Source organism: Okeania sp., assembly GCF_035285525.1.
Lineage (GTDB): Bacteria > Cyanobacteriota > Cyanobacteriia > Cyanobacteriales > Microcoleaceae > Trichodesmium.
This window is the reverse complement of the sequence record NZ_JAYKGW010000178.1, coordinates 1-12,217: the sequence shown is the minus strand read 5'-3', so window position 1 is coordinate 12,217 and position 12,217 is coordinate 1. Positions and strand designations below refer to the sequence as shown.

At 31.6% G+C, this 12,217-nt stretch carries 10 protein-coding genes and 1 tRNA gene; 4 read left to right on the top strand and 7 right to left on the bottom strand.

Annotated elements, in window-relative coordinates:
* Positions 1–184 precede the first annotated feature (184 nt).
* From VKJ25_RS17365 to lpdA, 3 genes are all read right to left on the bottom strand, one after another.
* A complete protein-coding gene (locus tag VKJ25_RS17365; RefSeq protein ID WP_324237895.1) occupies positions 185–418 on the bottom strand; it encodes a DUF5340 domain-containing protein in 234 nt (77 codons plus the stop codon).
* Positions 419–819: 401 nt separating this feature from the next.
* Positions 820–1,707 carry an indole-3-glycerol phosphate synthase TrpC gene (gene trpC / locus VKJ25_RS17360; protein WP_324237894.1) on the bottom strand — a complete coding sequence of 296 codons (888 nt, stop codon included), beginning with the start codon at positions 1,705–1,707 and terminating at the stop codon, positions 820–822.
* A 654-nt stretch (positions 1,708–2,361) separates the two neighbouring features.
* Complete coding sequence (gene lpdA, locus VKJ25_RS17355) at positions 2,362–3,792, bottom strand: dihydrolipoyl dehydrogenase (protein WP_324237893.1); 1,431 nt, start codon at positions 3,790–3,792, stop codon at positions 2,362–2,364.
* 526 nt (positions 3,793–4,318) lie between these two features.
* Here lpdA and VKJ25_RS17350 point away from each other — a divergent pair.
* On the top strand, positions 4,319–4,558 hold the full coding sequence (locus VKJ25_RS17350) for a hypothetical protein (RefSeq protein WP_324237892.1): 240 nt from the start codon (positions 4,319–4,321) through the stop codon (positions 4,556–4,558).
* Positions 4,559–4,658: 100 nt separating this feature from the next.
* Here the strand turns inward: VKJ25_RS17350 and VKJ25_RS17345 are convergent, their stop codons facing one another.
* The 4 genes from VKJ25_RS17345 to nblD all read right to left on the bottom strand — a co-directional run bounded on the left by VKJ25_RS17345 (position 4,659) and on the right by nblD (position 7,659).
* Complete coding sequence (locus VKJ25_RS17345) at positions 4,659–5,435, bottom strand: TrmH family RNA methyltransferase (RefSeq protein WP_324237891.1); 777 nt, start codon at positions 5,433–5,435, stop codon at positions 4,659–4,661.
* A gap of 392 nt (positions 5,436–5,827) precedes the next feature.
* Positions 5,828–5,911 (bottom strand) — tRNA-Leu (locus VKJ25_RS17340).
* 535 nt (positions 5,912–6,446) lie between these two features.
* Positions 6,447–7,235, bottom strand: coding sequence for a hypothetical protein (locus VKJ25_RS17335; RefSeq protein ID WP_324237890.1), 789 nt, complete (start codon positions 7,233–7,235; stop codon positions 6,447–6,449).
* Positions 7,236–7,446: 211 nt separating this feature from the next.
* Positions 7,447–7,659, bottom strand: a complete 213-nt coding sequence (gene nblD, locus VKJ25_RS17330) for an NblD family protein (RefSeq protein WP_324237889.1) — start codon at positions 7,657–7,659, stop codon at positions 7,447–7,449.
* A 435-nt stretch (positions 7,660–8,094) separates the two neighbouring features.
* Between nblD and VKJ25_RS24680 the strand changes: the two genes are divergently transcribed.
* The 3 genes from VKJ25_RS24680 to VKJ25_RS17320 all read left to right on the top strand — a co-directional run bounded on the left by VKJ25_RS24680 (position 8,095) and on the right by VKJ25_RS17320 (position 11,771).
* A complete protein-coding gene (locus VKJ25_RS24680) occupies positions 8,095–8,427 on the top strand; it encodes a hypothetical protein (RefSeq protein WP_375340341.1) in 333 nt (110 codons plus the stop codon).
* 219 nt (positions 8,428–8,646) lie between these two features.
* Positions 8,647–8,826, top strand: coding sequence for a hypothetical protein (locus VKJ25_RS17325; RefSeq protein WP_324237888.1), 180 nt, complete (start codon positions 8,647–8,649; stop codon positions 8,824–8,826).
* 935 nt (positions 8,827–9,761) lie between these two features.
* On the top strand, positions 9,762–11,771 hold the full coding sequence (locus VKJ25_RS17320) for a pentapeptide repeat-containing protein (protein ID WP_324237887.1): 2,010 nt from the start codon (positions 9,762–9,764) through the stop codon (positions 11,769–11,771).
* Positions 11,772–12,217: the final 446 nt, after the last annotated feature.

The window sequence follows — 12,217 nt, the reverse complement described above, 5'->3', positions numbered from 1 at the left end:
TTAAAAATGCGATAACTGATTTTTATTTATTAGAAAGGCAAAAGTGAAAATTTAACAGGGAAAAATAGCATTAAATAATAATAGCTTTAATGCAAATATTCTTAGATAATTAAGACAATAATTATTCTTATAAAAAAACTCAATCTAGATTTACATATCATTTAAAAATACTAACAATAATCTATTAATCTTTTTTGCCTTCATTAAGAGACCAGTGGTATTCTATGGGTAAATTAGTTTCTTGACAAATTTCTTCTAATTGTTTTTGCAGCACTAAAGCTTTTCTAACTGCCACAATAAGTTCTTGAATTTTTTGATACTCTTTTGTCTGATAATTTACTGCCAAAATTGTCTTTTTTTCTAATAACTGAAGTAGTAGTTCATAATGAATGCGAGAAGGTATTGGTATTGGTTCCATTTTTAAATAGCTGTTAGATATTTTTGTTAGATTTATTGCAGAAATTGGAAATAAAAAATAAGAGATAGGTAAGAGATTTGCGATAAATAAAGGTGTAAGAAAAAAAATTCGTCTCTAAGTTTATGATAATATAATTAGATATTTCAATTTCCTCTATATACCAATCCTAAATAAGTTGTAAGATTCGATCATAGGAGTTTGGTCTCCAAACCCCTACAGGTTTTTCTGACTAATGATTTTTTATGACTATAATATCTTTACTCTCAGTATAAGTATTCATAATTAACCCTCTTTATAAAGCTAGTTTAGTATTAGATTACTTAGTTTCCACTAATTAGTCTTTATTTAACTTTTCTTCCTCCTTCCTCCTTCCTCCTTCCTCCTTCCTCCTTCCTCCTTCCTTACTTTTCAGTAAATAGTTCTAACAATGCTGCACCAGGATTTGTTTTTTTAATTAAAGATTCACCAATTAAAACAGCATTAGCACCAGCATTTTTCACAATTTTAATATCTTCAGAAGTATGTATTCCTGATTCACTAACAACCAGTACACCAAATTCCTGTAAATCTTTTTTCCTAGCTTCCATCAACTTACAAGTTGTTTGTAAATCTACTGAAAAATCTGTTAAATTTCGATTATTTATACCAACTAACTTAACTCCATCTATTGCTAATACCCTATCTAACTCTTCCAAGGTATGAACCTCAACCAAAGCTGTCATTCCTAAAGAATTAACGATTTTAATAAAATATTTTAAGTCTTGGTCTGATAAAATTGCCGCAATTAATAATACAGCATCAGCTCCATGTAAACGAGCAAAATATATTTGATATGGATAAATCAGAAAATCTTTACAAAGAAGTGGTAAATCAACATTTGCTCGAATATTCTCTAAATTTTCAAACCCACCTTGAAAAAACTTTTTATCCGTTAAAACTGAGATACAATTTGCACCATTTTCTTGATATGATTTAGCAATATTAACTGGTTCAAAATCTTCTCTAATTACTCCTTTACTAGGAGAAGCTTTTTTCACTTCAGCTATTACCGCAGGTTGAGTTTTTCCTGTTGATAATTTAGCTAAAAAATCAAGAGGAGGAGGCATTAAGTTAATCTTTTTTCTTAAATCAACTAAAGGTGTTTTCTCACGGAAATAATCTACCTCTTTTTCTTTATACCAAACAATTTCCTCCAGAATATTTTGAGCTTTTGACTTTGGTACAGAGACTTCATAACGTATGTCACCCATTTCTATCGCTGGGTTTGGTTGAAGACGACGAATTTGCATTTATTTAAAATCAATAGGGAATAAGGGATAGGTAAGAGTTTCAGTTTTTTTTTGACAGGATTTACCCATGAACGCTATTAATAGGGCGTGTTTTGCTACGCGACATGTAAAGCCTACAACGCACAACGCACCGACACACTATATATAGTACCTTTGCGCAAGTCCCGTTTGATTTACTTTTGAATTTGCTCTAATTAATTTAGAATTGCTATATTTTGGTAGATTTAATAGTATTAACTTTGCTGATTATACCATTAAATCTACCAATTTTCTGAATTGTAAAAATTTAGCACTTAGCTATCAACTCCTAGCTTAATTACCTTTAAATAAATCAAAAGCAATTTTAGAGATTTGAAATAATTAAAACTATGGTTCATTAATAGATAATTAATAATAAAAACTATCTCTAATTATCAATTATTAATTATCAACTATCCCAACCTCTTTATTGTAGGTGTTTGGGAAAACCAACCCCATTCTTACTTGGGTTGGGAGACCAAACCCCTACATTTTTTTCCAAATCATTATTGTCAGGATTTACCACTTAGCTATCAACTCTTAGCTTAATTACCCCTTCAAGAGGAAAAAGTAATTTAGAAATTTCCAATAACTAATAATGAAAACAATCTCTCATTATTAATTATTAATTATTAATTATCCAACACTAGCTCTCTTAAATGCTTCATCCAAAACCTCAGATAAAGTAGGATGAGTATGAACATTAAAAGATAACTCATTCACAGACTGCTTTTTAGCAATAGCATTTGCCGCTTCCTGAATTAAATCCGAAGCATGAAGACCAATAATATGTACCCCTAATAATTCTCCTGTATCCTGACGATAAATCACTTTCGCCACACCATCCGTTTCACCCTCAGCGATCGCCTTAGAATTACCCTTAAAATAAGTTCTCACACTGGCCACTTCAAACCCCTGTTCTTTGCCCAAATCTTTCGCTGCTGGTTCAGTCATCCCCACATAACTAATTTCTGGATGAGTAAAAGCTGCCGCTGGAATGCTAAGATAATCCACCTCCCGATCACGACCACAAATATTTTCCACCACAGTTATTCCCTGAGCAGAAGCTGCATGAGCCAACATCATTTTTCCAGTCGCATCGCCGATCGCCCATAAATTAGGAACTACTTCACCACTTGACAAAACTGCCATCTTACTATCCACTGGAATAAAACCTCGACGGTCAGTTTCAACTCCCACAGAATCTAGGCCCAAATCTTTCGTATAAGGAATACGGCCTGTAGCAACCAGACAAGCATCAACCTCTAAAACCTCTTCTACTTCCTTAGTCTTAGCATCAGCAAGTTCAATAATTACCGGAGACCCAGGAATCACCTTCATCGCCAACTTACCAACCTTAGTCTCAATATCCCTTGACTGAATAAGAACCCTTGTGGCAATCTTAGCAATATCTGGATCGAAAGTAGGCATCAATTGATCTAATGCCTCAATCATGGTAATCTCGGAACCAAGAGCAGTATAAATATCAGAAAATTCTAATCCAATATAGCCACTACCAACAATAGCCACCCAAGACGGCAACCAATCTAACTTCAGAGCATCATCGCTAGTAAAAACCGTCTTACCATCCAACTCTATTCCACGAGGAACAAAAGGTACTGACCCAGGAGCAAGTATAATATCTTTGGCAGAAAAACTTTCTTCTCCCTTGGACGTCTTAACCATAACCTTTTGCTTTCCAGTAACCTGACCCCAACCTACAATAGTATCTACACCCAAACGTTTCAGACTATTGGTCATGTCACCTCTGATTTTAGTAACAATGTTACTAGCATGAGAAGCAATTACCCCTCTATCATAAGAAACATTATCCAACTCAATCCCCAAAGTCTTTAAATGGTGAGCATTCCGTAACTCTCGAACCTTACCTGATGCTGCCAGAAGTGCTTTAGATGGTATACAACCTCGGTTCACACAAGTACCACCCATTTCTGCTACTTCCACAATAGCTGTTTTTAGGCCACAACTCGTAGCATGTAATGCTGCACCATGTCCACCGACACCAGCGCCGATAATTATTAAGTCGTAATCAAATTCTTGAGTCATTTCTGTTTTCTAAAACTTCTTAGTATGTTTGCAAAAACCATGTATAGAGTAGGAATGCTCTAACCAATCCCAATGATTATGCTTATAATATAATACCGTGGAACAAAAATTAAATCTCAACTTAAATAAATAAATAAATAAATAAATAAATAAATAATCAAAATACTTTTAAGTTTGTTTTTCCTGTCTCATCTTCAGTAACTGTAATTCTTCGACTTTAGTTATCTTCTAGTTGCTGATTCCTAATTACCACTAACATCTTAAAAGTAAAATCTGATTGCTCTAAGTAGGTAGGTCTATGTTAGTAATCCTATTTTATTAGTGTATAAAAATTTTTACCGCTTTTAGGGAACAGATAGGAGTTCCAGTTTTTTTATTCACTTTTTGATTTTTCACAACATAAACACGGATTGCTGTATATCAAATAAAATATATTCTATTTTAAACTTCTACTACTTTTGTATAAATATATATTTAATCAATTTTAATCTTAACTTATAATATCAAATAACAGAAAAAATTTAATATGGATAAATTTAATATGGATCAAAAAGATATTCGCAATCGGGCAGCCAAAAGATTTTTAGATAACTTTGATAAACAACTTAATCTAGTTCTCCAAGAAAATCAAACTAATAACTATAATTCAAAATTCACAAATTCCCACAAAAAATCAAAAGAACATCAATTTAATTTATCAGATTTAGAAGCAGCGATCGCTGATATAGATGACTATATTCAGACAAACAATAAACATCAATCGTAAACTTTTAACTTTTCTCAACAATCAAAGAATTGAAAAGTTAGCCGCTGATCAATTTCATTAATAACTTTTAATTCTCTTGATCAACTAATTTCTTCTTTAATTAAATTTGACGTTGACGTTGAACTTCATACAAAATTATAGCTGTACTTATAGCAACATTTAAAGATTCTACCCCATTACTCAAAGGAATATTAACAGAATAATCAGCCAAATTAATTAAATCCTTTGAAATACCAGAACCTTCATTTCCCAAAACTATTAATGTAGGTTTTCGTAAATCTATATCCCAATAATTAATATTTGAATTAGGAACAGTCGCCAAAACCTGTAGACCTTGAGCTTTTAACTGTAATATGTCATTCTCTAAATTTTCAGATATTACCTTATCTAAATTAAACCATGCTCCAGCAGATGCTCGAACTACTTTTGGATGATACAAGTCTACACTATCTCTACTCAAAAATAAGCCATCTATATTTGTGGCTACAGCAGTCCTAATTATAGTTCCTAAATTACCAGGATCTTGTATTTTATCTAAAACAATTCCTAAAGTCGTAATCTGCCAAAATTTTCCCTCCCTTTGTGGTGCTGTAGCAACTATTCCATCAGGATTAACCGTAGTAGCAAGAGATTGAATAATCCTGTCACTTACTAATTCTATCCTTTGAGCTTTTTGACATACTAACTCACACAAAGATTTATTTTTTTCTTGCCATTTAGGTGTATAAAAAACAGTTATAAGAGGATAATCTTTTCTACAAGCTTCTTCTAATAGATGAGTTCCTTCAACTAGAAATAATTGCTTTTCTCGCCTTCCTTTTGATTGATGAAGTTGGCGACTTTGCTTTACCAAAGGATTTTGCAAACTGGTCAGCACAGTTAATTTTTTATTTCTTAAATATAGGGTTTACTTATGGAAAGTCTTTTGGTTAAACTAGGGAGCAAGAATTAGTTAGGATAAATAGGAGTTAAAAAGGAAGTCTTCGGAAAAATAGCCCCTTTATTTTTCTAGCATAGTAAACCAAAAATACTAACATGAATGAACTTGAACTACTTAAAAGCTGCACACTTTTTGACACCTAAAAAAAGAAGTTACCCTATCTGTCAATACTTTTATATTTAACCAGCAAATCCTAAATCTTAAATATAAAAGAGTGCATTTCATATTTGTAAAAATACTTTTTTTCTATGCACACACATAATGATAGAAAAATCAACTCCTCAATTTCCTATTGCTCCTAACTACTCCCTACTTCCTACCAAAGATAGTGCGGAACCCGGGACTTGAACCCGGAAGTCCTTGCGAACACTAGAACCTGAATCTAGCGCGTCTACCAATTCCGCCAGTTCCGCATAAGTGACAACTTTTTATTCTAGCTTATCTATTCAAATTTGTCAACAGCAATAGCAATTTTATATTATATTATTTGTGTATAAAAATCTTACTCCTTTTCAGGAATAGATTTGGAGGCAGTGGGTAATAGGTAAAAATTTCAGAACTTATTTCTAGTTGTTGAATTTTACAACATAAGTAGGTTGGCTATAGCAATCCTTTTTTGCAAAAATCCTACTGCTTTTTAGGGAACAGGGAAAAGACAAGAGTTTAAGTTTTTTTATTTACTTTTTGATTACCCGCAACCTCCGCACGGATTGCTATATTATGTTTTTTTATAATCAAAACTAAAGTTTTTATATATAAACTTATTTGTAATTTTAAATACTTGAAATTACTATATCACTTAATAAAATGAAGTTTCTTGAAAAAATCACCATTATTTTTACCGAAAAATAAAAAAGATATAAAACATTTCATTTTTAACCAAAAAAAAGTGTTAGGATATTTCCTTATATTCAATCAAGCACAGGTTTAACCATTATTAATTCTCCATTATTTCATCCGTTTATTCCTATCAATATAAGGAGGTAAAAATTTAGCTGGTTCCTGGTCATAAATTGTGTACTCCCAAGGAACATTAATATTTTGAGTAGTAGTCTTATTGCTGCTATAAGAAGGTCGGCGTTGAGGCTGAGCAAATAAAATAATCATTCCGATCAAAAGAATACCACCACCCAAAAGTAAAATAGCTAGAATTATACCTGCAATAAACCATAGTAAACCCTTTTCTAAATAATTCGCAGAACTATTCGACGATCTTCTACTATAACTATCTATACCTTGCTGTAGACTTAAACCCGAAATTAAACGTTCTTGTTGTTGAACCTGAAGTAATAATCGGTCATTTTCCAACTTTAATTGATCTTGTTGAAGTCTCAGCTTTTGTATTTCTCCCCACTGTTGTTCTAACTGACTTTTCAACTGTTGTGTATCAAGTAATTGTTGTTGTAGTTGAGTTTTCAGTTGGTCGTAAGCTGAACGTTGTTGTTCAGATTGATTTCTAATTTCTTGTTCCAACTTATAATCCTTAAAATCAGGAAGAGAAGGAACTGAAATAGGTGGGGGCGATGGTAATGGTAGTGGTTGAGGTAAGGGAGATCCAGAAGGAGGATAAACTTTAGGAGAAGAAGAAAATGTTACCGAGGGCAAAGGGGAAGGCATTGATAAATTCATCTGCTCATCAGGAGATGACTTACCAAAAACAATCCAACCCATAAACGAAAGGACAATTAAGACCCCCGTTAAAATACATCCGACAATAAACGCTACAGTCTGATTCATTATTTAATTTCACTGTATGATTAAATCAGCACTATTTAACAACAACGAATAATATATAATATCATACTAAGTACAATATTGAATATCTATTTTTTGAAGCCATAAAATATCATATTCAGTATTTCCAGCATAAAGCTTCAGCAAGAGATCCTAATAACTGAAATAACCTATCCTGAATAATAAAGAACTAGAACCAAAGATGTAAAGTATCTTAGGAAATATCTGAGCTATAGTAATCCTGGGGTATCACATTTCCAACTACATCTGGTTCTTGATTGATACAACCATCTTTCTGGACATATTGACAGACACGAGCCCATAGTTTGGAGCGAGTACCAGTTGGTCCAGAAGAAAATAATACTTTATCCCCATTTTCTATTTTGACTTGGCAAACTGGGCAGATTTCTAGTTGATTTTCTGACATAGTGATTATTAATATAGTTTAAAGTTAAATTAACTTCTAAGTATATAGCGTTTTTTTCTAAATTTGGCAAATCTTATCTCTAGCAAATTTTAGATTTTAGTTAGACCATTAATTTATTTCTAATTAAGTCAAAAATTATAGTATGAATTAAACTTATCGGCAACAAATCCAGTATGCTTAATCTCTACTTAGTTTATAAAATTATTCCGGATTTTTCTGGCAAGTAATATACTTTTTATTAATCATCTAGCAGGTAGTATTAAGAATTATTTAGAATCTTTTTCCAGATTATCGCCAGAAAAAATTTCACAAAAAATTATTCCTGTACAATTATCACTACCTTTTTGATTTTTAAGAAATCAAAATATCTGAAATTCCTCAGTATATTGCTAAGTCTGATAAGTCTAAACAATTTCAAAAATTAATCAATGAAGCATTATATATTATCAGCAAGTTTGGTGCGCCTCCTCAAGGAATGAATCAAAGACTACTAGAAAGAATGGCAATGGCTTTTTAGCCGTAGCCAACCTAAAAAAAACTAATGAATGGAGAAAAATTGATAATTCTCATGCTTTAAAAACTAGAGAAACTATTAGGTACTGGAATAATTATTTTCATCAACAAATATCTCAAAGTTATTATGACAATATTCGCAGAAAAGATTTAAAATTAATTGTTATTGCCGGAATTATTCTTCCTAGTGCTGCTAATCCAAATTCAGCTAGAAATGATGGTACAATATCTATGAATAATAAATACTATCTCTAATTATTAATTACCTCTGCTGAAAACAGAGAGCATTGAATCAAATATGTTCATTAACTGATAATCTATAATTAAAGCATTAGAGAGTTAGATAGAAAATTATATATTTCCCAAACTCTTTACATTATTAATTATTAATTACCTCAGACCATATAATTCATTTTGATGGTTAAAAATTTTTAGATACTTAATTCTCAAATAACTAATACTTGAAAGAAAATTATGAATGAAATGAACTGGCAATTATTCTGGATATTAATGATTTTGCATTGCGTTATTGGTACCGCTGCTGCTGTTGTGGCAAAAGGCAGAGGTAGGAATTTTAATATTTGGTTGGGTTGGGGTTTATTGGGAGGTACTATTGCTTTAATAACTGCATTTTTGCTACCTTTCAAAAAGTAAGCATTCAGCCGTCAGTTATCAGCTATCAGCTATCAGGTATTGTTTTTGGTTTGAGATGTAAACCTAATCCTTAATACTGTAATTTATAAACATCTTTCTTAATGTAAAACTTTATATTTATAATCGATAGCTTGAAAGCGACGGTCTTATTCCTGATAGCTAATAGGTGAATGCTTACGTTAAAAATCTAGATTGAAAGGGAAATTAATTAGCTGATAATTAGAACAATTCAATTCAATTTATCTAGATATAGACATAGAAGCAATTTTAAAGATATTGCTGTTTGGTTTGCCTATAAATGTTTGTCTATCTTGGAATATCTTTAATCTTTTCTAGAGATGGAATAAGTGGTAATAATTAAAAAGCAATTTTTTGAGGTAACTATACTCTACGCTGACTCTGGAAGTTTAGTTGAATAAAAAATCATGTATATGGGCGAACAACCCCCAATAAATTTTATTATATCACAATTTTTGTGGGGATGCAACCAAAAATCCTTTGATGCGCGATTTTTTTCTAGAGCTTCAGGGAATGAATATTTTCATAATTTTTCGTTGTCGAGAAATAGAAAGAAAGATTTGATGAACAAATTATTTAATTTTCGGGAATTATAAATGGGAATTATAAATTACGAAGGTCAAAGCGATCGCCATTAAAAACACTCACTTATTAATTGCTCCTCTAATCACTATACTTAACCAAATTTAAAATTAAATTAATTACTTATATAGTCATTCTGAATAAGAATGGAACACTTTTTCAGCTAAAACCGTTTCACAGCAAGAAAACCTTGTCTCAATCTAAATCAGAATGACTATAGTAACCCTATCTAGACTAACTATCAAATCTTGACTATATAATTATAAGAAAGAAAAAAAACATCCAAACTTCATAAAAATTACTCAAAATTAGTCTAACTATAATAACTTAATAAAATGAATAAATATCCAGACTTTACCAACTACAACTATCAAATAAACAAACAACTAGGACATAACTTACAAGGCGGAAGAATTACATATTTAGCAACATCCCTCACTGCAAATCAACAAGTAGTAATTAAAGAATTTAGATTTGCTCTAGCCGATGAAAATTGGTCAGCTTTCAAAGCTTATCAACGAGAAATATCAGCCCTCAAACAATTAAAACATCCTCAAATACCCAGCTACTTAAACTCCTTTGAAACCCAATCAGGATTTTGTTTAGTAACAGAATATATTGCAGCTCCATCCTTAGCAGAAAGACATATTTTTACTCCAGAAGAAATCAAAAAAATTACTCTTTCAGCTTTAGAAATATTGGTATATTTGCAAAAATTTCAACCACCAATAATTCACCGAGACATTAAACCAGAAAATATTTTAGTCGATGAAAAACTGCAAGTTTATTTAGTAGACTTCGGTTTAGCAAAATTGCGCGGTGGAGACTTAGCATTAAGTAGCATTGCAGCAGGAACACCAGGATTTATGCCACCCGAAGAAATGTTTAATCGACCATTAACAACCGCTTCAGACTTATATAGTTTAGGAGTAACTTTAATTTGTTTATTAACAGGAACTAGAAGTGTAGAAATCGATAAATTATTAGATGAAGACTATCGGTTTAAATTTAAACATTTAGTTCCTAATTTACATTGGCATTTTGCAAATTGGTTGACTAAAATGGTCGAACATAATTCCAAAAAGCGTTATAAAAATGCTGTTTTAGCTAGGCAAGAATTAAAAGAAATTGCTTTCCTTAGAGATGAGGAAATATTTGCTTTTCCTGAAAATAGACTTAATGTTAATATTAATAGAAAACTTGTAAATCAAGAAATTCATATCATTCAAAAAGATAAAATATTTGCTTTTCCTGAAAATGAAGCTAGTTTTAATAAAAAGTTTGTTGGTGTTGTGGAGAAAGGGGAAATTTTTTCTACTATTAAAGGAAGTATTCAAGCCGATAAAAAATTTACTGGTATTGTAGCAACTATACTCGCTATTTTTGCTACTTTTAGTATTGGAGCAGTGATTAGTCTACGAAATAAAGTTTTAGTAGAAAATCAAATTCCAGTAGAAAATCAAATTCCAGTAGATAGCAGTTTAAATAATACTCCGGAATTATGGTGGTCTCCAAATGTTTGTTTTGATGATAAATGTGTTGCCTCAAATATAAATCAGCTTCAGACTACAGGAAAATGCATAATATGCGATCTTACAGGCGCTAATCTTGAAAATACTAATCTTGAAAATGCTAGCTTACAAGGAGCAATATTAGAAAATACTAATTTAAAAAATACTAATTTAAAAAATGCTAACTTAAGACTAACTGATCTCCGACATACATCAATTAATGAGCAAACTATCTTCAGTCATAAATGGCATTTAGTTTGGAAAATTGTTAATAACAAATATAATGATTTGAATCTAAAAAATTCAGATCTATCTGGCGCTTTTCTAGGGGGAATAAATTTAGAAAACATTAACTTAGAGGGTGCTAATTTAGAAAATGCTAATTTAAGTGATAGCATACTGGTTGGTGCAAACTTGAAAAATGCTAACTTAAAAGGTGCTAGAATTAATTCTTATGACTATATGGGAGACAAATCTCAATCTCAACCTCAGTTACAACAAGTCAATTTAGAAAATGCTAACTTGGAAACTGCACATTTAGTATATTCAAGGCTACAAGATGCTAATTTAGAGGGTGCTAATTTACGGAAAGCTTACTTATTTGGCGCTCACTTAGAAAAGACTAACCTCAAGACAGCTAATCTAGAAAATTCTTGGTTAGAAAGTGCTTATTTACAAGAAGCTAACCTGGCAAATGCTAACCTGGCAAATGCTAACCTGGCAAATGCTAATCTTACCGGAGCAAATATTAAAGGTGCTGATTTTACCGGTGCAAATCTAGAGGGCACAACTATGCCTAATGGTAGTATATATAATGGCAAAATACCTAAATAAAATAGGTAGGTGAAATTAAGCAGTACCAGAAAATTGCTATCTAGTTTTAGGTAAATATCCAGGCAAAAATAAGGAGTTAAGTAGGTCAGTGCGAATTTTGGAGGAGCTTTCGGAAATGAAAAATCTCCCACATTCCTCCTGGAGAAAATTCCTCAAAACCTTCCACCCTTTTTCGAGAGCTTCAGGGAATAAATATTTTCATAATTTTTCCCTGCCGAGAAGCAGAAGGAAAGATTTGGGGAAACACAAAACTCTTCCTTAGGATGCTTAAAGAAATGAAAATATTTCTCACATTACTTCTAGGGAAAATTTTGTCACCTTTTTTTTCTAGAGCTTCACAGGATGAAAAAATTCCTAAATTTTCGTTGCTGAGAAATAGAAAGAAAAATTTGGGGAAACACAAAACTCTTCCTTGGGGTGCTTAAAGAAATGAAAATATTTCCCAC

Bases quoted from the DNA above. Each gene is read 5' to 3' on its own strand.
- VKJ25_RS17365 (WP_324237895.1), bottom strand. From the start codon at position 418: ATGGAACCAATACCAATACCTTCTCGCATTCATTATGAACTACTACTT.
- trpC (WP_324237894.1), bottom strand. From the start codon at position 1,707: ATGCAAATTCGTCGTCTTCAACCAAACCCAGCGATAGAAATGGGTGAC.
- lpdA (WP_324237893.1), bottom strand. From the start codon at position 3,792: ATGACTCAAGAATTTGATTACGACTTAATAATTATCGGCGCTGGTGTC.
- VKJ25_RS17350 (WP_324237892.1), top strand. From the start codon at position 4,319: ATGGATAAATTTAATATGGATCAAAAAGATATTCGCAATCGGGCAGCC.
- VKJ25_RS17335 (WP_324237890.1), bottom strand. From the start codon at position 7,235: ATGAATCAGACTGTAGCGTTTATTGTCGGATGTATTTTAACGGGGGTC.
- nblD (WP_324237889.1), bottom strand. From the start codon at position 7,659: ATGTCAGAAAATCAACTAGAAATCTGCCCAGTTTGCCAAGTCAAAATA.
- VKJ25_RS17325 (WP_324237888.1), top strand. From the start codon at position 8,647: ATGAATGAAATGAACTGGCAATTATTCTGGATATTAATGATTTTGCAT.
- VKJ25_RS17320 (WP_324237887.1), top strand. From the start codon at position 9,762: ATGAATAAATATCCAGACTTTACCAACTACAACTATCAAATAAACAAA.